At 69.8% G+C, this 22,691-nt stretch carries 22 protein-coding genes and 1 tRNA gene; 12 read left to right on the plus strand and 11 right to left on the minus strand.

Features of this window, described 5'->3' with window-relative positions:
• Window positions 1-80 precede the first annotated feature (80 nt).
• A tRNA-Val gene (locus C4K88_RS00960) sits at window positions 81-156 on the plus strand.
• Window positions 157-930: 774 nt separating this feature from the next.
• On the opposite strand, the gene C4K88_RS00965 is transcribed toward C4K88_RS00960, so the two are convergent.
• The 5 genes from C4K88_RS00965 to C4K88_RS00985 form a co-directional block, all read right to left on the minus strand.
• Window positions 931-1,155 carry a hypothetical protein gene (locus C4K88_RS00965; protein WP_104119775.1) on the minus strand — a complete coding sequence of 75 codons (225 nt, stop codon included), beginning with the start codon at window positions 1,153-1,155 and terminating at the stop codon, window positions 931-933.
• A gap of 135 nt (window positions 1,156-1,290) precedes the next feature.
• Window positions 1,291-2,049: a hypothetical protein gene (locus C4K88_RS17265; protein ID WP_167398937.1), complete on the minus strand. Its 759-nt coding sequence runs from the start codon at window positions 2,047-2,049 to the stop codon at window positions 1,291-1,293.
• 118 nt (window positions 2,050-2,167) lie between these two features.
• Window positions 2,168-3,058, minus strand: a complete 891-nt coding sequence (locus C4K88_RS00975) for an NAD-dependent protein deacetylase (protein ID WP_438502323.1) — start codon at window positions 3,056-3,058, stop codon at window positions 2,168-2,170.
• A gap of 68 nt (window positions 3,059-3,126) precedes the next feature.
• Window positions 3,127-3,591 (minus strand): redoxin domain-containing protein, encoded by a 465-nt coding sequence (locus C4K88_RS00980; protein ID WP_104119777.1) that lies wholly within the window; start codon window positions 3,589-3,591, stop codon window positions 3,127-3,129.
• Window positions 3,592-3,594: 3 nt separating this feature from the next.
• A complete protein-coding gene (locus C4K88_RS00985; RefSeq protein ID WP_104119778.1) occupies window positions 3,595-4,014 on the minus strand; it encodes a DUF3052 domain-containing protein in 420 nt (139 codons plus the stop codon).
• 349 nt (window positions 4,015-4,363) lie between these two features.
• Between C4K88_RS00985 and aceE the strand changes: the two genes are divergently transcribed.
• The 6 genes from aceE (at window position 4,364) to fabF (ending at window position 12,318) form a co-directional block, all read left to right on the plus strand.
• A complete protein-coding gene (gene aceE, locus C4K88_RS00990; RefSeq protein WP_104119779.1) occupies window positions 4,364-7,117 on the plus strand; it encodes a pyruvate dehydrogenase (acetyl-transferring), homodimeric type in 2,754 nt (917 codons plus the stop codon).
• Window positions 7,118-7,236: 119 nt separating this feature from the next.
• Window positions 7,237-8,550, plus strand: a complete 1,314-nt coding sequence (locus C4K88_RS00995; RefSeq protein ID WP_104119780.1) for a PucR family transcriptional regulator — start codon at window positions 7,237-7,239, stop codon at window positions 8,548-8,550.
• Between the two features lie 78 nt (window positions 8,551-8,628).
• Window positions 8,629-9,594 carry an ACP S-malonyltransferase gene (locus tag C4K88_RS01000; protein WP_104119781.1) on the plus strand — a complete coding sequence of 322 codons (966 nt, stop codon included), beginning with the start codon at window positions 8,629-8,631 and terminating at the stop codon, window positions 9,592-9,594.
• Window positions 9,591-10,646, plus strand: a complete 1,056-nt coding sequence (locus C4K88_RS01005) for a beta-ketoacyl-ACP synthase III (protein WP_104119782.1) — start codon at window positions 9,591-9,593, stop codon at window positions 10,644-10,646. Before C4K88_RS01000 ends, C4K88_RS01005 begins: the two co-directional genes overlap by 4 nt.
• A 76-nt stretch (window positions 10,647-10,722) precedes the next feature.
• Entirely contained in the window at window positions 10,723-10,968 is a 246-nt protein-coding gene (locus C4K88_RS01010) for an acyl carrier protein (RefSeq protein WP_087075967.1), read from the plus strand.
• Window positions 10,969-11,082: 114 nt separating this feature from the next.
• Window positions 11,083-12,318, plus strand: a complete 1,236-nt coding sequence (fabF, locus tag C4K88_RS01015; protein ID WP_104119783.1) for a beta-ketoacyl-ACP synthase II — start codon at window positions 11,083-11,085, stop codon at window positions 12,316-12,318.
• A gap of 68 nt (window positions 12,319-12,386) precedes the next feature.
• On the opposite strand, the gene C4K88_RS01020 is transcribed toward fabF, so the two are convergent.
• The 5 genes from C4K88_RS01020 to C4K88_RS01040 all read right to left on the minus strand — a co-directional run bounded on the left by C4K88_RS01020 (window position 12,387) and on the right by C4K88_RS01040 (window position 17,593).
• The gene (locus C4K88_RS01020) at window positions 12,387-12,890 is read right to left on the minus strand and encodes a DUF3145 domain-containing protein (RefSeq protein WP_104119784.1); all 504 of its coding nucleotides are present in this window, start codon (window positions 12,888-12,890) and stop codon (window positions 12,387-12,389) included.
• A 219-nt stretch (window positions 12,891-13,109) separates the two neighbouring features.
• On the minus strand, window positions 13,110-14,042 hold the full coding sequence (locus C4K88_RS01025; protein ID WP_104119785.1) for a tyrosine recombinase XerC: 933 nt from the start codon (window positions 14,040-14,042) through the stop codon (window positions 13,110-13,112).
• Between the two features lie 72 nt (window positions 14,043-14,114).
• Window positions 14,115-14,786 carry a methylated-DNA--[protein]-cysteine S-methyltransferase gene (locus C4K88_RS01030; RefSeq protein WP_104119786.1) on the minus strand — a complete coding sequence of 224 codons (672 nt, stop codon included), beginning with the start codon at window positions 14,784-14,786 and terminating at the stop codon, window positions 14,115-14,117.
• Between the two features lie 129 nt (window positions 14,787-14,915).
• Window positions 14,916-16,115 carry a DNA-processing protein DprA gene (gene dprA / locus C4K88_RS01035; protein WP_104119787.1) on the minus strand — a complete coding sequence of 400 codons (1,200 nt, stop codon included), beginning with the start codon at window positions 16,113-16,115 and terminating at the stop codon, window positions 14,916-14,918.
• A complete protein-coding gene (locus tag C4K88_RS01040) occupies window positions 16,112-17,593 on the minus strand; it encodes a YifB family Mg chelatase-like AAA ATPase (protein WP_104119788.1) in 1,482 nt (493 codons plus the stop codon). Before C4K88_RS01040 ends, dprA begins: the two co-directional genes overlap by 4 nt.
• On the opposite strand from C4K88_RS01040, the gene C4K88_RS17030 reads away from it, so the two are divergent.
• The 5 genes from C4K88_RS17030 (at window position 17,592) to C4K88_RS17035 (ending at window position 22,319) form a co-directional block, all read left to right on the plus strand.
• On the plus strand, window positions 17,592-19,100 hold the full coding sequence (locus C4K88_RS17030; RefSeq protein ID WP_167398938.1) for a recombinase family protein: 1,509 nt from the start codon (window positions 17,592-17,594) through the stop codon (window positions 19,098-19,100). The two genes, C4K88_RS01040 and C4K88_RS17030, sit on opposite strands and share 2 nt — an antisense overlap.
• Before the next feature lie 378 nt (window positions 19,101-19,478).
• A complete protein-coding gene (locus C4K88_RS01060) occupies window positions 19,479-20,096 on the plus strand; it encodes a hypothetical protein (protein ID WP_146065572.1) in 618 nt (205 codons plus the stop codon).
• Between the two features lie 459 nt (window positions 20,097-20,555).
• Complete coding sequence (locus C4K88_RS01065) at window positions 20,556-21,443, plus strand: P22 phage major capsid protein family protein (protein ID WP_104119791.1); 888 nt, start codon at window positions 20,556-20,558, stop codon at window positions 21,441-21,443.
• A gap of 107 nt (window positions 21,444-21,550) precedes the next feature.
• Complete coding sequence (locus tag C4K88_RS01070) at window positions 21,551-21,943, plus strand: DUF7169 domain-containing protein (RefSeq protein ID WP_104119792.1); 393 nt, start codon at window positions 21,551-21,553, stop codon at window positions 21,941-21,943.
• A complete protein-coding gene (locus tag C4K88_RS17035) occupies window positions 21,921-22,319 on the plus strand; it encodes a hypothetical protein (RefSeq protein WP_146065573.1) in 399 nt (132 codons plus the stop codon). Before C4K88_RS01070 ends, C4K88_RS17035 begins: the two co-directional genes overlap by 23 nt.
• 181 nt (window positions 22,320-22,500) lie before the next feature.
• Here C4K88_RS17035 and C4K88_RS17270 read toward each other — a convergent pair whose 3' ends face one another.
• Complete coding sequence (locus tag C4K88_RS17270) at window positions 22,501-22,644, minus strand: hypothetical protein (RefSeq protein WP_167398939.1); 144 nt, start codon at window positions 22,642-22,644, stop codon at window positions 22,501-22,503.
• Window positions 22,645-22,691: the final 47 nt, after the last annotated feature.

Consider the following 22,691-nt stretch of genomic DNA (forward strand, 5'->3'; position numbering starts at 1 on the left):
GGCGGATTGGCGCCGGTGATCGGCGAGCCGGTATAGTCGATCCTCGTGATGCAGGCCGGACCGGCTCCGGCCTCACGTGAGGGTCTTTAGCTCAGCTGGTAGAGCGCCACGTTTACACCGTGGATGTCATCGGTTCGATCCCGGTAGGACCCACCACCGAAAACCCCGCCACGCCAGGGAAGCTTCCCCGGAGTGACGGGGTTTTTGCGTTTGCGCCCGTCAGGAATTGTGCCCGCACCGGTCACCAGTTGTTCAAGGACTGATAATTGTCCTCGTGAGCCGTGCTGCAGAAGTAGCCGATATCCACTGGCTGCCCGCATTCCAGACAGGTCCTCGGATGTAGAAGCGCACGAATGGCGCGGCGGATGAGTGCCGCCATGATCCCCCCATTATCAAGATGTCCATCTCATTATCACCCACCGTTAACCTTCCGGACACCTTCGTCACTGTGTCGGGGATAATCAGCCGAGGAGAATCACCTTGGCAGGCGTGCGAACAACTTCATCCGGAGGGCCCACACTGCTGCCTGGCATCCGTCCGCTATGGCCGACTACTGCACAGCCGTAGCCGGAGCCGTCCGCGGGCAGCGGTGACATTCGCGGACGACGGCAGCACCTCAGCATCATCCTGGCCCGGACTCACCAGAACCGATCGAGAACGCAGAAGGAGCCCCGCACCTGCGGGGCTCCTTCTCTGCTCCAGATCCACGGCTGCGGTCAGTATGCGACTCCGCTCTCGTGAGCCTGGCAGTCCTGACAGAAGAGGGTCTCGCAGACCTCTCCGCAACACTGGCACCGATGCTCTGTATAGCTCATGGGTCGACGGTAGCCGCCGGGCAGGGGCCCCACCCGAGAAGCCGCTACTCGACCTGATGTGCAGCCGGACAAGTAGTCGGGTGGGTTCGCGTCACCACCCTACGACTGCTGCCGGTCAGCGTTTCGTCAGGATCTCGATCAGCCGTTGGACCAGGACGATCGACACCAGCGACGCACCGATCACGAAGAGCAGGGCAAGCCACAAGGCCGGCGGCCCGCCGTCGTCGTCGACGCCGAGCCCCAGTCTGCGGGCCGCGATGCACAGCGCCAGCATGCTCGCGCCCACCACGAGGATCGCCGTTCTCCGATTCCACTCCCGCCGTCCCAGCACGCCGTCCACTCTAGCCTGAGGTCCGGCGGGTGTTCCTATCCCTGCGCCTCGGTCACGCCGGCCGGCGTGCTGCCGTCGAAAGGTCCCCTGGTGATCACCGATGCTGTCGATGGCACGGTGTGCCGCTGCGGGCACCCGACGGTCCTACTCCGCGGAAAGGGGCACCGGCTCTTCGAAGATGGGCTCGAGGAGCTCGGGTGAGATGCCGGGAGGCGTGGGCTCGTGGAACATCATCGACCCCGGCCGCAGGCAGGTACGCGGATCGTCGGGGTCGGCCCGCCAGGCACCCTCGTCCGTGACGGGACACTGAGGGTAGGACGGCGCGGGCGGGAACTCCGACGGACGATCGCCGCCCCGGGCGGCACCGTCAGGAAGCGGGCTCGGTACCGCCGGGTGAGGGGTCGCCGGGGCCTCGGCCGGTCCGCGCACGGCGGAGGGATCATCGTTCGGCGCGGGGACGGCAGGGGCGGTCGTCGGTAGGGCGGCCGACGCCGGGAGGGCTGGTGCACTCGTCGGCTCGGTGAGCGCAGGCACGCTCGTCGGCGCAGCCGGCGCAGGGACGGATGTCGCTGGGGCGAGCGAAGGAGCTGACATCGTCGCGTCGATCACAGGAGCGGTCATCGGCGCGGCAGGCGCAGGGATGTCCGTCGGCGCGGCGGGCGGTGCGGGAACAGCAGGAGCTGCGTCGGGTGCGTCAGGCACGGTGACCGATGTCGGCCGGGCGCCTACCCGAGCGACCGCCGGTGCCGCCGACGGCGAGGCCGCTGCCGGCGAGAGGGTCGCAGGAGCGGCGACCGCGACGGCGTCGTCCGTCCGGCCCTGCACCTCCAGGACCATGGGCGCCGCGACGAGTGCTGCGGCGGCTACGAAGACGATGAGAAGAGACCGAGTTGCGTGCTGCATTGTTCCACCCTGCTCGAGAGACCTGATGGAACGACGCTACGGGCGTGCCCGCGCTGCCGACAGCGTGGGTACTACTCACACGCAGAGTTGACTACCTGCAAAGATCGCGGTGCACTACCTAGTGCTGTGTGAGGTCCGGCAGCTCTCCGGCGAGGTAGGTGAGGGCCTCGGAGACGCCGACCTCGATCTTGAGCGAGGCGAACTCGTCACCGCGGGTCCACCCCCGGTTCACGATGACGACGGGCTTGCCGCCCTTCGCCGCATGCCGCACGAAGCGCAGTCCACTCATCACCGTCAGCGAGGACCCGGCGACCAGCAGCGCAGCGGCGTCGTCCACCATGGCGTACGCGTCGGCCACCCGACTCTTGGGCACGTTCTCGCCGAAGTACACGAAGTCGGGCTTGAGCATCCCACCGCACACCGGGCAGGGGGCCATGAGGAAGTCGCCGGTGTCGTCGACGTCGGCGTCGGCGTCGGGGGCGATGTCCCCGGCGTCGGACTGCCGCTCGAGGTAGCCCGGGTTGAGGGCCTCGAGAATCTCCGCGATCCGGGACCGGGCGAAGGACGAGGTGCACTGCAGGCACACCACGCGGTCGAACGTCCCGTGCAGGTCGATGACGTTGACGCTTCCGGCGGCGGAGTGGAGCCTGTCGACGTTCTGCGTGATGAGGCCGGACAGCAGGCCCCGCTGCTCCAGGCGCGCGACGGCGGCGTGCCCGGCATTGGGATCGGCCCGGCGCAGATGCCGCCAGCCCAGATGGTTCCTCGCCCAGTAGCGGCGGCGGAGGGCCTCGTCGCCGACGAACTGCTGGTAGGTCATCGGATTGCGGGGCACGGACTGCGGGCCCCGATAGTCGGGGATGCCGGAGTCGGTGCTGAGCCCCGCGGCGGTCAGCATCGCGAGGCGCAGGCCGCCGAGCAGGGCGACGGCCTCGTCGAGCAGGGCGCGCTCGGCCGGCTGCAGGGTCGAGACGACGGATGCGGGCGGCTCCCGGACGAAGCCGGTCAGCCCGAGCGCAGGGTTCGATTCCGGTCCGGGCAGGTCGTCGCGCACCCGCACGCCGCCACCCGGAGCGGTCACAGGACCGCTTCCACCGAGCCCAGCGCCTGGGCGTAGTCGGAGATCGGCCGGCCCTGGCCGTGGGGGGAGGACACGACGGCGCGGACGACGCCCGCGCCGTCGAGCACGTAGCTGATGCGCTCCGCGTACCCCTGCTCCTCGTCGAACGCACCGTAGGCGCGCGTGACCGAACCGTGCGGCCAGAAGTCGGCCAGCAGGTCGAAGGAGATGTCGTTCGCGTCCGCGAACGCCCGCAGCGTGTACTTGTGGTCCACCGAGACGGCCACGAGGGTGACGCCCGCGGCGTCGAACAGCTCGAGATTGTCCCGGAGCTGCCCGAGTTCGTCGGTGCAGACCCGCGAGAACGCGAACGGGAAGAAGACGATGACGGCTCCGCCGACCAGGGATGAGCGGGTGACGGTCTCGCCGAACTGGTTGGCCAGCGCGAATCCTGGGGCGACGGACCCGACGTCGAGCACCATGTCCTACTGCTTCCGGCGGTTGACGAGCCGGGTGGCAGCCCATTCCTTGGACACGCCGGCGGAGGACGTCGAGTGCAGTCCTGCCGTCGGAGCGGCTTCCTGGATATCGGCGGGTGGGACGTAGCCGGGCCGTCCCGACTTCGGCGTGAGCAACCACACGACCCCATTGCCGCCGAGGGAGGTCAGGGCGTCGACCAGGGCGTCCACCAGATCGCCGTCACCGTTCCGCCACCAGAGCAGAACACCGTCGACGACCTCCTGGTCGTCCTCCGTGAGGAGTTCGGATCCGATGCCGTCCTCGAGGGTTTCGCGGAAGTCGAAGTCGACGTCGTCGTCGTACCCGAGTTCCTGGACAAGATCCCCCTGCTTGAAACCCAACTTGCCTGCCACGTCGACCACGGTGGCAGCCTCAGCCTCGCTCACTTGTCTCCTCCTGGAAGAACCGGACTGTCGCCCGACGGATCCTGCTATAGATGTACATGGCTACCAGCCAACACCTTTCTGCGCCCAGCATCAAGCCAGCGGCGCGGATTTCGGGTAACGGCGTCGACGCGCGTGCCCGGATCCCCCGGAGGGACGGGCCCCGCGCATGCCCTCGGCATAATCTGCCCTACTGCCCCGGTCCCGCTACGCATAGGACCCACGGCGGCGATAGAGTGAAACGACTATGGCCCTGGTGCATACGCCGGGCATGCATCTCTGCGCGGGCCCACGAGCCGTGCGCAGGCACTAAGCGACACAGACATCATCTGTGGAAGTGGAGAGACATCACGTGGCTGCAGAACAAGGTACGGCGGACATCCTGAGCGGTCTGACCGTCGGCAAGCCCGACGGGGATCCCGAGGAGACGGCCGAGTGGATCGAATCCCTCGACGAACTGATCCGTGTCCAGGGCACCGAGCGCGCGCAGTACATCATGCGTTCGCTCCTCCAGCGGGCCGGCGCCCAGTCGGTGGGCGTGCCGATGGTCACGACGACCGACTACGTCAACACCATCCCCGCGGATCAGGAAGCGGAGTTCCCCGGCGACGAGGAGATCGAGCGCAAGTACCGTGCCTGGCTGCGCTGGAACGCCGCCGTCATGGTGCACCGGGCGCAGCGCCCGGAGATCGGCGTCGGCGGCCACATCTCCACCTACGCGGGAGCGGCGACCCTCTACGAGGTCGGCTTCAACCACTTCTTCCGGGGCAAGGACCACCCGGGCGGCGGCGACCAGGTCTTCTTCCAGGGACACGCCTCCCCCGGCATGTACGCCCGCGCCTACCTCGAGGGCCGCCTCACGGAGGAGGACCTCAACGGGTTCCGCCAGGAGAAGTCGAAGGAGGGCCACGCCCTCTCCTCCTACCCGCACCCCCGCCTCATGCCGGACTTCTGGGAATTCCCGACCGTGTCGATGGGCATCGGCCCCATGAACGCCATCTACCAGGCGCAGTCGAACCGCTATCTGCACAACCGCGGCCTGAAGGACACCTCCGACCAGCAGGTCTGGGCCTTCCTCGGCGACGGCGAGATGGACGAGCCGGAGTCGCGCGGCCTGCTGCAGCTCGCGGCGAACGAGAACCTCGACAACCTGAACTTCGTCATCAACTGCAACCTGCAGCGCCTGGACGGACCGGTGCGCGGCAACGGCAAGATCATGCAGGAACTCGAGGCGTTCTTCCGTGGTGCCGGCTGGAACGTCATCAAGGTGGTCTGGGGACGCGAGTGGGACTCGCTCCTCGCCAAGGACCACGAGGGCGCGCTGGTCGACATCATGAACCAGACGCCAGACGGCGACTACCAGACCTATAAGGCCGAGTCCGGCGGGTTCGTCCGTGACCACTTCTTCGGGAAGTCGCCCGAGACGAAGGCGATGGTCGAGGACCTCACCGACGCCGAGATCTGGAACCTCAAGCGCGGCGGTCACGACTACCGCAAGGTGTACGCGGCGTACAAGGCCGCCACCGAGTTCAAGGGCAAGCCCACGGTCATCCTCGCGAAGACGGTCAAGGGCTACGGCCTGGGCCCGCACTTCGAGGGCCGCAACGCGACCCATCAGATGAAGAAGCTCACCAACGGCGATCTGAAGGCGTTCCGCGACCACCTGCGGATCCCCATCACCGACGAGCAGATCGACGACGACCTCTACAACGCCCCGTACTACCACCCGGGCGCCGATGCCCCGGAGATCCAGTACATGCTCGAGCGCCGGCGCGAGCTCGGCGGCTACGTCCCGGAGCGCCGGACCAAGCACGCGGAGATCGTGCTGCCCGACGAGAAGGCGTATGCGACGGCGAAGAAGGGCTCCGGGAAGCAGATGGCCGCCACCACCATGGCGTTCGTGCGCATCCTGAAGGACCTCATGCGCGACAAGGAGTTCGGCAAGCGCATCACGCCGATCATCCCCGACGAGGCCCGCACCTTCGGCATGGACTCGTTCTTCCCGACGGCGAAGATCTACAACCCCAAGGGCCAGAACTACCTGTCCGTGGACCGTGACCTCGTCCTCGCCTACAAGGAGTCCATCGAGGGCCAGATCCTCCACGCCGGCATCAACGAGGCGGGATCCATGGCGGCCTTCACGGCTGCCGGCACCGCCTACGCCACCCAGGGCGAGCCGCTGATCCCGATCTACGTCTTCTACTCCATGTTCGGCTTCCAGCGCACCGGCGACTCCATCTGGGCGGCAGCCGACCAGATGGCGCGGGGGTTCATCATCGGGGCCACGGCCGGCCGCACCACGCTGACCGGTGAGGGCCTGCAGCACGCCGACGGCCACTCGCCGATCCTCGCCTCCACGAACCCCGCCGTCATCACGTACGACCCGGCGTTCGGCTACGAGATCGGGCACATCGTCCGCGACGGCCTCGAGCGGATGTACGGGGACATCGGCGACAAGCCGGAGTCCTTCCGCAACGTCATGTACTACATCACGGTGTACAACGAGCCGTTCCAGCAGCCGGCCGAGCCGGAGGAACTGGACGTCGAGGGCCTGCTCAAGGGCATCTACCTCCTGAAGCCCGCGAAGGTCGACGGACCGAGGACCCAGCTCCTCGCCTCCGGCGTCGCCGTGCCGTGGGCCCTCGAGGCGCAGCAGATCCTCGCCGACGACTGGGGCGTCTCGGCGGACGTGTGGTCCGTGACCTCGTGGAACGAACTGCGCCGCGACGGCCTCGACGCGGAGGAGGAAGCCTTCCTCAACCCCGGCGCCGACGCCCGCAAGCCGTTCATCACGCAGCAGCTCGAAGGGGCTACGGGTCCGATCGTCGCGGTGTCCGACTTCATGAAGGCGGTCCCGGACCAGATCCGTCAGTTCCTGCCGAACGAGTTCGCGACCCTCGGAGCCGACGGCTTCGGCTTCTCGGACACCCGTGCGGCCGCACGCCGGTACTTCAAGATCGACAGCCACTCCGTCGTCGTCCGCGCGCTCGAGATGCTCGCCCGCCGCGGCGAGGTCGACGCGAACGCGCCGAAGGAAGCCATCGAGAAGTACCGTCTGCTCGACGTGAATGCCGGCACCACCGGCAACACGGGCGGCGACGCGTAGGTCCGGTTCGTCCTCAGGGGGCGACGGCGGGAACAGCATCCCCTGTTCCCGCCGTCGCCTTCCTTTTGTAGCCTTCACACAAATGGAGGGCGTCCGGCCGGAGACCGTATGCTCGGAGGATGCCGCAGCCCGACGACGTCCCCGCCAGCGCTCCCGTCCCGGGCGGGGCGACGAACGCGGGCGCCGCTCCCCCGGATCCGGCGACCGTCGAGAAGCTGCGCGCCACCATGGGTTCGCTGTCCACCGCGACGCTCCGGCAGCTCGACGCCGACCTGCCGTGGTACCGCGGGCTGCGGCCCGACGAACGGTCCGCGCTCGGCGTGGTGGCGCAGAAGGGTATCGCGTCCTTCGTCAACTGGTACCAGAAACCCGTCTCGCCGGCCTGGGTCCTCAGCGACGTGTTCGGCACGGCACCCACGGAACTCACCCGCTCCATCAGCCTCCAGAAGGCCCTGCAGCTCATCCGCGTGGTGGTGCAGGTCGTCGAGGACCGCGTGCCGTTCCTCGCGCCCGCGGCCGACCAGGGGCCCCTGCGCGAGGCCGTCCTCCGCTATTCGCGGGAGGTCGCCTTCGCCGCAGCCGACGTCTACGCCCGGGCCGCCGAGACCCGCGGCTCCTGGGACACCCGGCTCGAGGCACTCGTGGTGGACGCGATCCTGCGGGGCGAGAGCTCGGACGCGCTGCGCTCCCGGATCGCCGCCGTGGGCTGGACCTCCCAGGCGCGGATCACCGTGATGGTCGGCAGCGCCCCGCAGGAACCCAACGCAGGCTTCCTCAACGAGCTGCGCCGTGTCACCGGGCGCCTGGCCGAGGACGTCCTCGTAGGGATCCAGGGTGAGCGGCTCATCCTCGTGCTGGGCGGCGTGCAGGATCCGGCCAAGGCCTACCCGAGGATCAGCGAGCTCTTCGGCGACGGCGCCGTCGTCTTCGGTCCCGACGCGGAATCGCTCGTCGCCGCCAGCAGCTCCGCCCAGGCGGCCTTCGCGGGGCTGACGGCCGCCCGCGCCTGGCCGGGGGCGCCCCGCCCCGTCTCCTCGGAGGACCTGTGGCCCGAACGCGTGATGTCCGGCGACGACACCGCGCGCCGCTCCCTCGTCCGGACCATCTACCGCCCGCTCCTGGCGGCCTCCAACGGGCTCGAACAGACCCTGTCCGCCTACCTCAGCCTCGGGCACTCGCTCGAGGCCACCGCGCGGGCCCTCTTCGTGCACGCGAACACCGTCCGGTACCGGCTCCGCCGCGTCTGCGACGTGACCGGCTGGGATCCGCTGGTCCCCCGCGAGGCGTACGTCCTCCAGACGGCGCTGGTCGTCGGCCGCCTCGCACCAGCGCAGACCACCGCCGGGCCCGGCGGAGCGGCGCCCGGGACCGTCCGCGCAGCACGCGCCGACCAGAGCGCGACGACGACCCTCGGCCGCGCCGTGTCCTTGTAGACTTCCTACAACGACGCTCAGCCAGCTTGGTTCAGCCGAACACCCGATATTGCCCCACCGATTTGGAAAGCTGGAACAGTGCTCGCAATCGCCTGCCCCGGACAGGGCTCACAGACACCCGGCTTCCTGAGCCCCTGGCTCGAACTCCCGGGAGTGCGGGACCACCTGGAGCAACTCAGCGACCGCGCGGGCACCGACCTCGTGCGGCACGGTACCGTCTCCGACGAGGAGACCATCAAGGACACCGCCGTCGCCCAGCCGCTGATCGTCGCGGCCGGCCTCGTGACCGCGCGCCTGATCCTCCAGGATCACCTCCTCACCGCCGCGACCGTCATCGCGGGGCACTCCGTCGGTGAACTGACCGCGTCCGCCGTCGCGGGGGCACTCAGCGAGGACGACGCCGTCGCCTTCGTCCGCGTCAGGGCCAATGCCATGGCCGAGGCCGCCGCCGCCCTGCCGACGGGCATGAGCGCCGTCCTGGGTGGTGACCCCGACGAGGTCGCCGCCCTCCTGGCGGAGCTGGGGCTCACCGCCGCCAACGCCAACGGAGGCGGGCAGATCGTCGCCGCCGGAACCCTCGAGCAGCTGGCAGCCCTCGCCGAGACCCCTCCGGCGAAGGCCCGGGTCATCGCCCTGAAAGTCGCCGGAGCCTTCCACACGGCGCACATGGCCCCGGCCGTGACGGCCCTCGAGGCGCTGCGTCCCAACCTGACACCCACGGATCCGCTCGCCACCCTCGTGTCCAACTATGACGGCCGGCCGGTCGCCACCGGCGAGGCCAACCTGGACAGCCTGATCGCGCAGGTCTCACGCCCGGTGCGCTGGGACCTCTGCATGGAATCGATGCAGGCGATGGGCGTCACCGGGATGGTCGAACTCTCCCCCGCAGGCACGCTGACCGGTCTGGCCAAGCGCGGAATGCGCGGCACAGCGGCACTCGCACTAAAGTCGCCCGAGGACCTCGACGCCGCCCGCAGCTTCCTCGAGGAGCACTCGCGGACCTCGGATCTCGATCCCTCCCTTACCTCCGAAGGACCTCAGTGAGCATCACCGCCCTCAAGCAAGCCCCCCTCCGCGAACACACCCGCATCCTCGGCGTCGGCGCCTACCGGCCCGAGGTCATCGTCACCAACGATGACGTGTGCCAGTGGATCGACTCCTCCGACGAGTGGATCCGGCAGCGGACCGGCATCGTCACCCGGCACCGCGCGCCCCGCGACGTCAGCGTCATCGACATGGCGGAGGCCGCCTCCCGGGAAGCGTTGGACGCCGCAGGGATCGAGGCCTCCCAGCTCGGCGCCGTCCTCGTCTCCACCGTGACCCACCCGTACGCCACGCCGTCGGCCGCCGCGCAGCTGACCGACCGCCTGGGTGCCACCCCGGCACCGGCCTACGACATCTCCGCGGCCTGCGCCGGCTACTGCTACGGCATCGCGCAGGGTGACGCCCTGGTCCACGCCGGCACCGCCGAGTACGTCCTCGTGGTGGGCGTCGAGAAGCTCTCGGACTTCATCGACAACGGTGAGCGCACCATCTCGTTCCTGCTCGGTGACGGCGCCGGCGCCGTCGTGATCGGCCCGGGCGATTCTGCGGGCATCGGCCCCTCCGTGTGGGGATCCGACGGCAGCAAGCACGCAGCCATCCGCATGAACCGGTCCCTCATCGACGTGCGCGACTACGCCCTCGGCGTTGTCACCACCGACACGGAGGACGAAGCCGACATCAGCCGCCAGAGCCTGTGGCCGACCATGGTCCAGGACGGGCCCACCGTGTTCCGCTGGGCCGTCTGGGAGATGGCGAAGGTCGCCCAGAGCGCCCTGGACGCGGCCGGCATCACCGCGGACGACCTCGCGGCGTTCCTCCCCCATCAGGCCAACATCCGTATCATCGATGAGATGGTGAAGCAGCTGAAGCTCCCCGACCACGTCTACGTGGCGCGGGACATCGTGGATGCCGGCAACACCTCCGCGGCCTCGATCCCCCTCGCCATGCACCGCACGCTGAAGGAACAGCCGTCGCTGAGCGGGAAGCTCGCTCTGCAGATCGGTTTCGGAGCGGGCCTCGTGTTCGGCGCGCAGGTCGTGGTTCTTCCCTAGATTTCAAGCCCAGACCGCGATAGTGCGGTTTGACCATCCCCGCCGGTGCACCGGCAGAAACAGAAAAGGAGCCATCATGGCTAGCAACGAAGAGATCCTGACCGGCCTGGCCGAGATCGTCAACGAAGAGACGGGCCTCGCCCCCGAGTCCGTCGAGATGGACAAGTCCTTCACCGATGACCTCGACATCGACTCGATCTCGATGATGACCATCGTCGTCAACGCCGAGGAGAAGTTCGGTGTGCGCATCCCGGACGAGGAAGTCAAGAACCTGAAGACCGTCGGCGACGCCGTCACGTTCATCTCGGGCGCCCAGGCCTAGTTCCTGCGGTTCCGAGCGCTGCGGCCGCTCCCGGCGTCCCCGCCGTGAGCGGCCGCATTCGTACTCCCCCGCCCCGGTCGTGCCGGCGCACCTCCCAGCTTCGAAAGAGTGACCATGCCACGCAAAGTCGTCATCACCGGACTCGGTGCCACCACCCCCATCGGCGGGGACGTCCCGAGCATGTGGGCCAACTCCCTCAAGGGAGTCTCCGGCGCACGGACCATCGAGGCCGACTGGGTGCAGGAGTTCGAACTGCCGGTGACCTTCGCCGCCCAGATCACGACGCCCGCCTCGGAGGTCCTCTCCCGGGTCGAGGCCAAGCGGATGGACCCGTCCACGCAGTTCGCCGTCATCGCCTCCCGTGAGGCGTGGCGTGACTCGGGCATCGAGGAGGTCGACAAGGATCGCCTGGCCGTTGCGTTCGCCACGGGGATCGGCGGCGTGTGGACGCTGCTCGACGCCTGGGACACCCTGCGCGAGAAGGGCCCCCGGCGGGTCCTGCCGATGACCGTACCCATGCTGATGCCCAACGGCCCCGCCGCGGCCGTCAGCCTCGACCTCGGCGCCCGCGCCGGCGCCCACACGCCGGTGTCCGCCTGCGCGTCCGGCACGGAGGCCCTGCACGTGGGCCTCGAACTGATCCGGTCCGGCAAGGCCGACGTCGTCATGTGCGGCGGTGCCGAAGCTGCGATCCACCCGATGCCCATCGCGGCGTTCGCCGCCATGCAGGCCCTGTCGCGGCGCAACGACGAGCCGGAGCTGGCATCACGCCCCTACGACACGGGCCGTAATGGCTTCGTCATGGGTGAGGGCGCCGGCGCCCTCGTCATCGAGGCCGAGGAGCACGCCCTGGCCCGCGGTGCCCGCATCTACGCCGAGCTCGCCGGCACGTCCGTGACCGCGGACGCGTACCACATCACGGCCCCCGACCCCGAGGGGCTGGGGGCGACCCGCGCGCTCAAGGCGGCCCTCTTCGACGCCCGCGCGCAGCCGGAGGACGTGGTCCATGTCAACGCGCACGCCACCTCGACGCCGGTGGGCGACAAGCCCGAGTACACCGCGCTGAAGGCGGCGCTGGGCAGCCACGTGCAGGATGTGGCAGTCTCGGCGACGAAGTCCCAGACGGGTCATCTCCTCGGCGCCTCCGGTGCCGTGGAAGCGGTCATGACGGTCCTCGCCATCCACGAGCGCAAGGCCCCCGTGACGATCAACCTGGACAACCAGGACCCCGAGATCCCCCTCGACGTCGTCACCGCCCCGCGGGACCTGCCGCAGGGCGACATCGTCGCGCTGAGCAACTCCTTCGGGTTCGGCGGCCACAACGCCGTCATCGTGCTCCGGAACGTCTGAGCCACACCCCGAACGGGAAAGGCGCCACCCGGACGGGTGGCGCCTTTCCTCGTCCTGTGGCCGGGTCCTCAGCCCACCTGGTGCAGCCAGCGCACGGGGGCGCCCTCGGCGGCGTGGCGGAAGGGTTCCAGTTCCTCGTCCCACGACTCCCCGAGGGCTAGGGACAGTTCGTGGTAGACGGCGGCGGGATCGCCGGCGCCCGCCTCGTAGGCGTAGCGGATGCGGTCCTCGGTCACCATGATGTTGCCGTGGACGTCCGTCGTGGCGTGGAAGATCCCGAGCTCGGGCGTATGCGACCATCGGCCGCCGTCGGCACCGGCGCTCTGCTCCTCGGTGACCTCGTACCGCAGGTGGGCCCAGCCGCGGAGCGCGGAGGCGAGCTGCGCGCCGGACCCCTGGGAGCCGACCCACGAGAGTTCGCACCGCAGCATTCCGGGCGCGGCAGGCTGCGGCGTCCACTCCATGTCGATGCGCCTGTCCAGTACGGAGCCGACCGCCCACTCGACATGAGGGCACAACGCAGTAGGGGCTGAGTGCACGTACAAGACACCGCGCGCCATCACAACAGACATTCCATCCTCCATAGCTGTAGGTACGTCTTCCCCAACGACCTGCAACGGATGGTGGCAGTGCAATGAACCTGGCGGAACTTCCCGAGACCTCCCCGCGATACCGCGGGGTCCCCCGACTTCTGCTCATTGTGCACGAGAGGCGTGAATTCCGCCACTTCGCCAGCCTACTGCCCATCCCTTGGACGGGGCCCCGGCAGGCGTCCCGACAGGGGCCCGTCCCTAGGCCCTGGGGTGTGCCTGCTCGTAGCTACGGCGGAGCCGGTCGACGGAGACGTGCGTGTACAGCTGCGTGGTGGCCAGGCTGGAGTGCCCGAGGATCTCCTGCACCGCGCGGAGGTCGGCGCCGCCGTCGAGCAGATGGGTTGCGGCGCTGTGCCGCAGGGCGTGCGGCCCCCGCGCAGCAGTGTCGCCCAGGGCGTCGAGGGTCGTCCTGACCTGGGCCCGCACGGCCCGCTGATCGATCCGCCCCCCGCGTCGTCCGAGGAAGAGGGCGGGCCCGCTCCTCCCCGTCGCCCACTGCGGACGGCCGCGCCGCAGCCAGTCCTCGACGGCGTGCGCGGCGGGGACGCCGTACGGGACGGTCCGCTCCTTCGCGCCCTTGCCCAGCACCACGAGCGTGCGGCGCTCGGTGTCGAGGTCGTCGATGTCGAGTCCCACCAGTTCACCGACGCGGACACCCGTGCCGTACAGCAGCTCGAGCATCGCCCGGAGCTGCAACTCGTGCGGGTGGCCCTGCCCGGTCTGCTCGGCGGCGCTCGTGAACAGCGCGGCGGCCTGCGGCTGGCTGAGGACGGCGGGCAGGGTGCTGGTGCGTCTGGGGGCACGGAGGCGGAGCGCCGGGTTGGCGGGGACGAGCTCCTCACGGACCGCCCAGTCCATGAAAGAGCGGACGGACGCCGACCGACGGGCGATCGTCGCCCGGGACAGCCCTGCGGCGTCGAGCGCTCCGAGCCAGGCGCGGAAGTGCCGCAGTTCCAGTTGCGGGAGTGCGACGACCCCCGACGATCCTGCGTGCAGCAGGAAGAGTTCGACGTCCTTGAGGTACGCGCGCACCGTGTGCTCGGAGCGGTTGCGCTCCCGTGTCAGGTAGTCCCCGAATCCTTCGAGGGCGGCCCGGAGCCCGCGCGCCAGTCCCGTACTGCTGTCTGCCATGAAATCCTCCGCTCCCCAGTATCCACGGCGTACTCCGTTCCGCGTGGTGACCGGCCCGGCGGGGCGCCGCGTTCACCCCGGGGCCCCGGGGCCGGGATCGTCTCTGTGGTCTGCTTCCAACTCGAGGAGTGCGGTCTTGGCCCCGGTGCCCGCCGCGTATCCGATCACGGCACCGGTGCTGCTGACCACCCGGTGGCCGGGCACGATGATCGACACGGGATTGCTCCGCACTGCCGCTCCGATGGCCCGGCCCATCCGGGGATTGCCGAGCCGGACGGCGATGTCGCGGTAGCTGCGGGTGCCCCCGTAGGGGATCGCGCCCACCTCGGCCCAGACCTGCTGCTGGAACTCCGTGCCGTGGAGCGCGAGCGGGAGGTCGAAGGTGCGCCGTGATCCGGCGAAATACTCCGCAAGCTCCTGGTCCGCCCGGAGGAGCAGATCGACGACGGGGGCAGGCGGCGCCACCGCACTGTCCGATGTGGTCGTCGGGGCATCCCACTCGCGGACATCGTCCGTCAGGATCCGGAGGCCGAGGTGCGCCGGGGCCGGCGCCGGCGAATGCCCGGCGTGGTAGAGGCCGACGATCGCCACGGTTCCGGTTCCGGTTCCGTTGTCCGTATTGGTAGCGGCCCTGATTCCGGGGCCAGGCTGGAGCCCGGCGACGATCACCAGGGCTCCGACCGGTGACTGGATTTCATGATGCCACCGGTCGGTCTCCGGGTCGCTGGGATGGGGTGCGGTCATGGCTGTCCTCCTGTGCCGAGTGGTGTCCGATGAGTCGCGGCGTCCGGACCGGGTGGTGGGTGAGGTCGGGTGACGCCGGCGCGCCGCGTCGGGGCAGCGCCAGGTCGGGTCTGCGTCTGCGTCTGCGTGTCACCGCCTCTCACGGCGCCACCCGCCGCCCGCCCTGATGGCAAGCCCCGCCAGTTCGAGGCGGGCCAGGCCACTGATGACCTCCCGCGGGGAGAGACCGGCGACGACGGACAGCTTGTCCACGGTGGTCGAGGCACGGACCGGGAGACCGTCCAGCAGGAGCAGGTCCGGGACGGTCAGTCCGTCATGATCCAGGACAGGAGCGGCGTCGGCCCGTGCCCGGTCCCCGAGCGGTTCGGTTCCGAAGGGCCCGGCGAGCTCGACGACGTCGGCTGCGTCCGTGACGCACACCGCGGTGCCGTCCCGCAGGAGCCGGTGGCAGCCGGCGGAGTTGATCGACTGGACGGATCCCGGCACCGCACCGACCGGGCGGCCGAGGCCGGCCGCGTGGTGGGCGGTATTGAGTGCCCCGGAACGCCAGCGCGCCTCGACCACGACGGTGACCGCACTGAGCGCCGCGATCAACCGGTTGCGCTGCAGGAACCGCCAACGCGTCGGGGAGCTTCCGGGTGGGACTTCCGAGATGAGCACCCCGTCGTCGGCGATCACCCGCAGCAGCTCCTCGTTCCCGGCCGGGTAGTACCGGTCGATGCCGCAGGCCAGGATGGCGATGGTGGAGACGTGGCTCCCGCCCCCGGTCGTAGCGAGAGCCGCTCGGTGCGCCTGTGCGTCGATGCCGTAGGCGCCGCCCGACACGACCGTATAGCCGCGGGTCGTCAGACCGGCGGTCATGTCGGCGGTGACGGAGGAGCCGTAGGGGGTGCTGTCCCGCGACCCGACCAGCGCCGCGAGACGCGCGGACGGCGGGATGTCGTGCCGGCCCCGCACCCACAGGCACAGGGGCGCCGCCTGCTGCAGATCGTCCAGCGCCTCCGGCCAATCGGCCGACTCCGGGATGACGAGGCGTCCACCCAACCGGTCCAGACTCGCCAGGTCCCGTTCGGGCGCGAGGTCGCGGAGGCGCGGTGCCCATCGGGCCAACCCGTCCTCCAGTGGACGGCGGCTGCCGTCGGGGATACCGAGAGCCTCGATCAGCCGGCAGTGGACGGCGGTGCCCACACCGATCTCCCGTCGGGCGATGCGCAGCGCATCGCGGGGGCCGACGACCGATGCCAGGGCCAGACCCACGGCGTCGGAGGGTTCGAAGAGGCGTGACAGTGCGGCCCTGGCGAGGCGTAGCTCCTGCTGCTCCCGGCTCATGCGGCACGCTCCTGCAGACGGAAGCCGAGGGCGGTGGCGACGTCGTCCGCGTCCGGGCTGGTACGCCCGCCGAGATCCGCGATGGTCCACGCGACGCGCAGGACCCTGTCCCAGCCGCGCGCACTGACGAGGCTCCTGTCGAGTGCGCGGTCGAGCGGAGTAGTAACGGCCCGTGGGAGCGCCAGTTCACCACGGAGGATCCGCCCCTGGACCTCCGCGTTGGTGGCGTAGTCCCAGCGGCGGAGGCGTTCCCGCTGCGCTGCCCGCGCCTCGGCGACCCGGCCGGCGACGGCGGCGGAGGTCTCGGCCGAGCGGCCGTCGACGTAGTCGGCCAGGCTCAGCCGCTGGACGGCCAGCTGAAGGTCGACGCGGTCCAGGAGCGGCCCGGAGAGGCGGTCGAAGTACCTCCGGCGCTGCTGCGCGGTGCACATGCAGTCGATCCCCTTGCCGTTCGCGAGACCACACGGACAGGGGTTCAGGGCCAGGACGAGCTGGAACCGGGCCGGATAGGACGCCGTTCCGGACGCCCGGTGCAGGACCAGCATGCCGCTCTCCAACGGCTCGCGGAGGGCCTCGAGGACGCGCCGCTCGTACTCGGGTGCCTCGTCGAGGAACAGGATGCCCCGGTGCGCCCGGGACGCGGCCCCAGGTCTGGGGATGCCGCTGCCGCCCCCGATGATGGACGCCGGTGTCGCCGTGTGGTGCGGGCTCTCGAAGGGCGGCTTCCGCACCAACTCGGTGCAGAGGCGCTCACCGGAGAGACTGTGGATCGCCGTCACCTCCATCGCGTGGTCGTCCTCGAGATCCGGAAGGATGCCGGGCAGCCGCTCCGCGAGCATCGTCTTCCCGGCGCCCGGCGGTCCGACCATGAGCAGGTGATGAGCGCCGGCGGCGGCGATCTCCAGCGCGAAGCGCGCCTCGTGCTGTCCGGCGATGTCGGAGAGATCCTGGGTGGGCCTCGTCCGGACGGGAGGCAGGACCGGCTCACTCCGGACGGCCGGCTCGGGCAGGGCGACCTGCGCGGCGTCCGCCCCGAAGGCCAGCGCCACCTCGGCGAGCGTACGGTAGGCACCGACCTCGGCGGCCGGGACGAGTCCGGCCTCCTGCGCGTTCTCCTCCGCGACGATGATGCGATGGTGTCCGGCCTCCACCGCGGCCATCACGGCGGGCAGCACCCCGCGGACCGGTCGCAACTGCCCGTCGAGGCCCAGCTCGGCGATGAAGACCGTGGAGCCCACACCGCGGACGTCACCCGCCGCGGCCAGCGCCGACATGACGATCGCGAGGTCGAAGGAGGAGCCCCGTTTCGGCAGGGACGCGGGGATGAGGTTCACCGTGATCTTCCGCCGGCTCAGTGGCACCCCGGCATTGCGGGCGGCGGCCCGGATGCGGTCCTTCGCTTCGTTGAGTGATGCATCGGGGAGTCCGAGCAGCACGAACGCGGGCAGGGTCTGCTCGATGTCGGACAATACACACATGACCTTGAAAGCTGCCCTCTACCTCCGCCTCTCCGTCTCGCGAGACGAGTCGACCTCCATTGAGCGCCAGGAGCGCGACCTCCGCGACCTCGCGGACCGTGAAGGCTGGGAGGTCTCAGAGGTCCTCATCGACGACGGCTTCTCCGGCGGCTCACGCCGAGCGAAAGCCGATCGCGCCCTCGATATGCTCCGCGCCTCCGATATCGACGTAATCGCGGTCTGGAAGTTCGACCGTTGGAGCCGTCAGGGCGTCCGCGCTGTCGCTGACCTAGTCGACGTAATCGACGCTCGCGCAGCGGCACGTAAGCCCGCCCTCTTCGTCGCCCTGGCGGACGGCATCCGGAGCGATCAGGCGTCTTGGCGCATGCACGTCTCGCTTATCGCCGAGGTCGGCCGTCTGGAGCGAGAGAACACGGCCGCGCGCGTTGCCTCAGCCCGCGCTCTCCAGCGGCGAGCGCGCAAGCACTCCGGCGTCGTCCCGTTCGGCTACCGCACGGTCCCGCACCCCAGCGGGCAGGGCCGCGCGTTGGAGCTCGATCCGGTCGACGCGGCGACGGTCCGCCGAGCCCGCGACCTCGTCCTCGGCGGGATGAGCGCCTACGCGGTCGCGCGGATCCTCAACGAGGAGGGGCGCAAGCCCCGCTCGGCGACGGCGTGGGCCTCAGGGTCGGTCGCCGACCTCCTGCGGCGCGATAGCCTTCTCGGCTACATGACGCATAGGAGGCCCGGCGACAGCAGCAGGACGCGCCGCCCGCTCCTCGGCGGCGACGGACTCCCGGAGCAGGTCTGGCCCCCGATCATCACGAGGGACGAGGCGGTGCAGCTTCGCACGCTCCTCTCGGCACGGAGCCACGTCGGAAACGTCATGCGCAGCGGCGCCCCTCGCCCGAAGGCGTCCCGCCTTCTCTCCGGCATGATCGCGTGCAGCACCTGCGGCTCCGCGCTCCGCGTGAACTACACGGACAAGCTGAAGGACGGCACGCGCCGAGCTCGCTACGTGTGCAGCGCCCCGGCGGGCTCCTGCGCGGCGAAGGTGAGCATCCACGCCACCTACGCGGAGGACTTCGTCGTCGGGCAATTCCTCGCCGTCGCCGGACGCCTTGCCGTCGTCGAGATGCGCGAGACTGCCTCCGCTCACGACGAGCTCGCCGAAGTCGAGCGCGCGATCCGCGAGACGACTTCCGAAATGGCCGACCCTGCCGCCGACCTCGACGAGCTCGTGCAGCGGCTCACTCAGCTACGCGCTACCCGCGAGCGCCTAGAGGTCGCCCCTGAAACTCCGCAGGTCGAGGCCGTCGAGACGGGCGAGACCTTCGCCGAGGCGTGGGAGACCCGCGACCTCCTCGGCCGTCGCTATCTCCTGTCGTCGGTCCTGCGCGGTCCGATCCTTGTCCACCCCGCTCCGCGCGGCGCCCGGAAGATCACGCCGGAGCGGGTAGCGGCTACATGGGCTTGGACCGAGCCCGACGTCGACGCCGAGCTCGCGGACGCGGCGCGCGCCGACTGAGGACGCCGGAGGAGCCGCCGAGAGGGCGCGTGTAAACGCCGAAGCGCCCACTTCGGTGCCGAGACGTGACGAAGGTGGTGAAAGAACCGTCACTTCCTATTACCCCTCAAGAGACTCTCTCTCTTGAGGGGTAATAGGAAGTGACGCTCAAACCACCACCTTCGTCACCTTTCGCCACTCTGCCCGCTCGTCTGCCCCGCCATGCCGCCCCCGGCCCCCTCCTCGGCGCCCTCACGGGGCCTCCCCCGGCCCGCTCCTCGGCGTCGCCGTCGGGCTCACACTTCTTCCCCTTCGAATGAGCACGCAGGCCCTTCCTGGCCACCTACTACATAGGGCACCCCTGCCCTCACCCCCTGCCGCTCACCCCGAGGACGAATCTTGTCTACACCCCTGCCCGCCGACGCCCGCGCGTGCGCGCATTGCGCCGAGCCGCTGCCGCCGTCTAATGGCCGAGGCCGCCCGCCGTCCACTCACCTTGGCGAGTGCCGTCGACTGCACCGCAACGCGCAGCAGCTACGCGCCCGCATTGACCGCTTCCTCGCCGCCGTCGGACCGGTCGAGATAGACCGCTCCGATACCGTGCGCGGCGCCATGCGCGAGGCCGACGTCGACTCCTCCGACCTCTACGGCGACGACGCGACCCTCGGAGCGATCATGAGCGCCTCCGATCCGAAGTACCTACCAGGGAAGGCACTCATGGCCGTTGTCCGCGAGTACGAAGAAGGGCAGGCCGAGCTCGCCCGCCTGCGAAAGCATGTATCGAGTGTCGACCCGGCCCTCCGCGCGAAGGTCGCGCTCATCCCACCCATTCCCTTCGAGGAGTACCGAGCCCTCCTCCGACGGCGCCCCGGCACCCTGGCGTCTCCGGCGTTCCGCGAGTATGAGACCCGCCGTGAGGAGCTCCACGCCGCCGAGCGCGAGCTCTTCCGACAGCTTGCCGAGGCGGACGCCGAGACTCAGCGGGCGCACCGCGAGCGCCGTAAGGCCGCCGAATAAGAGGAACACCTTCTACTACTGAGGCCGGGAGTCTTGAAGCTGTACTTCCGCCCTCCGGTGGGTTGTCTCCGCGAGAGCAACCCGCCGCCAGCCACTAGCCGTGGCTACCAGGGACCGTGCCGGACAGGGGTGACCGGCCCGGCTCGTGACGCGGCCCCGGGTGCCGAAGCGTTCGGCCTTTTCGCTTTCGCACACTCCGTCCGGGGCCGCCTCCCCCGCCCCCGCCGTCCTCGTCGGCCCATCTCGCGCCCCCACTTTTCCGAGCCGCTGCGCTCGTGCAGCGTCGCTAGGCAGGACCTAGAGCGCCGTGCACCGGCTCCGGCCCGGCGCTCTCCTTCGTGCAGGCCACGAGGAGGCATCTCGCGGACGCCCCTCTCGGCGTCGCCCCCTCCCACCGTCAGGCAGGTCCTCCCGGTGGTCTGTCCACATTCCCGCTCCACACGAAGGAGATAGCCACTCATGGCCAATATTTTTGCTCTTCATGGCGACAAGCTCGCCGCCACCGCCGCGACCCTCGTTGGTAAGGACCTCGTCCTCGCCGAGCTCGTCCGCCGCGATCTCAATAACGATTGGGGCCGAGGCTCAGGCGACACTGTCTACGTCCGCGTCCCCGGCGCCGTCGCCGCGAAGGAACGCGCCCTTTACGACACACGGACGCCGCTGGATCACGACGAGCTCGTCGAACAGACGATCCCTGTCACGCTATCCACGCATGCCTACTCCTCGATTCCACTCAGCCTCGGATCGCTCTCTCTCGACCTCGAAGACTTCGCCGCTCAGGTCCTCGTCCCTCAGGCCGACGCAATCGTGAAGTTCAGCGAGCGCGCCCTCGCCGCCGCCATGCAGGCGACCCCCGAGGACGCGACGATCGCCTATGATCCTGCGAACCCGGCGGCCACCTTCTCTCAGATGCGCCGCAGGCTCCGCAACAACGGCGTATCGAGCGACGTCCCCCTCCTCGCCGTCGTCGGCTCCGGCGTCTACGCCGACCTCCTCGACTCCAACGCGGTCGACGAGAACGGCCGCGTGCGCGGCTTCGCAGTCACCGAGTCGACCCGGCTCCAGGACTCGGAGATTATCGCGTTCGTACGGGACGCCTTCGTCCTGGCCGTCCGCGCCCCCGAGGCCCCGCAGGGCGCCTCCTACGCCGCGTCCGTCAAGGCCGGTGGCTTCGCGCTCCTCCACGTCGCCAGCTTCGACGGGAACGTCGCCGTCGACCGCTCCCTCGTGTCGGCCTTCGTCGGCGCTCAGGGCATGCCCCTGGCCGTCGACCTCGAAGACGGCACCGTCGAGCTCCGCCCTCACGCCGGAGCCGTGCGCGTCCTGACGGACACCGCAACCGTCTAAGCACCACCGCGAGAACTGCCCCGCCCTCATCCGGCGGGGCTTTTCTTGCGTTCTGACCCCTCCGCCTGCCGACAGCGTCGGCGCTACCTCGACCCTCAGGAGCACCCATGACCACGCTTGCCGCCGGTATCGTCCGCGACGTCGCCGAGGACTTCCTCCTCCTCGCCCGTTCGATCGCCGACGCCGAAGCCGTCGAATGGGTCGCGGCTCCCGTCCTGCGGCCGCGCCGCGATCAGGTCACCCGAGCCCTCAGCGAGCACGCCGACCCTACCGGCATGACCGCGACCGACGAGCGCCGCCTTGCTCTCCGCGCTCGCGCCGACGAGGCTCGCGCCGTCCTCAGCGCCACCCGCGCTCGGCTCCGGCAGATCCGGCACGAGCTCGACCGCGAGCTCGCCCACTACGAAGGCGAAGAGCCCCCAACCGCCCCGGGCACAACCGCTATGCAACTCTCCCCAACCGGAATAGGACACCCCCATGCTCACCCCTGCCAGCACTGACCCCGCAACCGCGATTCCCCTCGGCGACGTGACCCGGCGCGCCAACGTGCAAGACTTCCTCGACGCCGTCCGCGCCCACGTACCCACGCTGTCCCTCCGCGAGGACGAAGCCCTCGCCCTGGCCTACCTCCTGGCCGCTCAGGAGAGCATTAGCCCCGCAAACGGCGCCCGCGTCCGCGTCGGTCTCGCCCGCGCGCAGGGACACGACGCCGACGACCTCGCCGACCTCCTGGCGCTCGGCTATGTCTACCTTTTCCCGATGCTCGCGCCGAACCTCGACGACTACCCGGCCGAGCCCGCACCCTCGCCTCAGCCCGAGGCGCGTCCTGCGCCGAGCCGATCACTCCGGCGCTTGTTTACACGCCATACCCGGTAGCGCTCTGCCCTCCGAGCCACGTCCTACCTTGCCGGGCGCACCGGCACCTACCGCCCCCGGTGCGCCCACCCCCCTATAGCGGAAGGACCCCCCTCCACTCAGGAGGGGGGTCCTTCCGCTAGCCCCGGCAGGCCCCGGGCGGGTAGCGCCGGGTCTACGCACGGGCGCTTAGCGTAGACGCCTAGGCCGCCGTCGCCGGGACCCACTCGGCGTGGCTGCCGTCGCTGAACAGGGAGTAAAGCTTCCTGTTGCGCCCTTCGATCACGGCGTAGCTCGCGGTGTCCTCGACGACGGCGGACTTAGAGGAGTTGGCTGAAGTATTCACAGTGAGACCTGCTTTCGTTGGTGGAAGCACCGAGATTAACAGACATT

It is taken from the genome of Arthrobacter pityocampae (assembly GCF_002927275.1).
In the GTDB taxonomy this organism is placed as follows: domain Bacteria; phylum Actinomycetota; class Actinomycetes; order Actinomycetales; family Micrococcaceae; genus Arthrobacter_D; species Arthrobacter_D pityocampae.

Coding starts and splice junctions, on each gene's coding strand:
- C4K88_RS17265 (WP_167398937.1), bottom strand. CDS start 2,049: ATGCAGCACGCAACTCGGTCTCTTCTCATCGTCTTCGTAGCCGCCGCA.
- C4K88_RS00980 (WP_104119777.1), bottom strand. CDS start 3,591: ATGGTGCTCGACGTCGGGTCCGTCGCCCCAGGATTCGCGCTGGCCAAC.
- C4K88_RS00995 (WP_104119780.1), top strand. CDS start 7,237: ATGCCGCAGCCCGACGACGTCCCCGCCAGCGCTCCCGTCCCGGGCGGG.
- C4K88_RS01010 (WP_087075967.1), top strand. CDS start 10,723: ATGGCTAGCAACGAAGAGATCCTGACCGGCCTGGCCGAGATCGTCAAC.
- fabF (WP_104119783.1), top strand. CDS start 11,083: ATGCCACGCAAAGTCGTCATCACCGGACTCGGTGCCACCACCCCCATC.
- C4K88_RS01020 (WP_104119784.1), bottom strand. CDS start 12,890: ATGTCTGTTGTGATGGCGCGCGGTGTCTTGTACGTGCACTCAGCCCCT.
- C4K88_RS01025 (WP_104119785.1), bottom strand. CDS start 14,042: ATGGCAGACAGCAGTACGGGACTGGCGCGCGGGCTCCGGGCCGCCCTC.
- C4K88_RS01030 (WP_104119786.1), bottom strand. CDS start 14,786: ATGACCGCACCCCATCCCAGCGACCCGGAGACCGACCGGTGGCATCAT.
- dprA (WP_104119787.1), bottom strand. CDS start 16,115: ATGAGCCGGGAGCAGCAGGAGCTACGCCTCGCCAGGGCCGCACTGTCA.
- C4K88_RS17030 (WP_167398938.1), top strand. CDS start 17,592: ATGACCTTGAAAGCTGCCCTCTACCTCCGCCTCTCCGTCTCGCGAGAC.
- C4K88_RS01040 (WP_104119788.1), bottom strand. CDS start 17,593: ATGTGTGTATTGTCCGACATCGAGCAGACCCTGCCCGCGTTCGTGCTG.
- C4K88_RS01065 (WP_104119791.1), top strand. CDS start 20,556: ATGGCCAATATTTTTGCTCTTCATGGCGACAAGCTCGCCGCCACCGCC.
- C4K88_RS01070 (WP_104119792.1), top strand. CDS start 21,551: ATGACCACGCTTGCCGCCGGTATCGTCCGCGACGTCGCCGAGGACTTC.
- C4K88_RS17035 (WP_146065573.1), top strand. CDS start 21,921: ATGCTCACCCCTGCCAGCACTGACCCCGCAACCGCGATTCCCCTCGGC.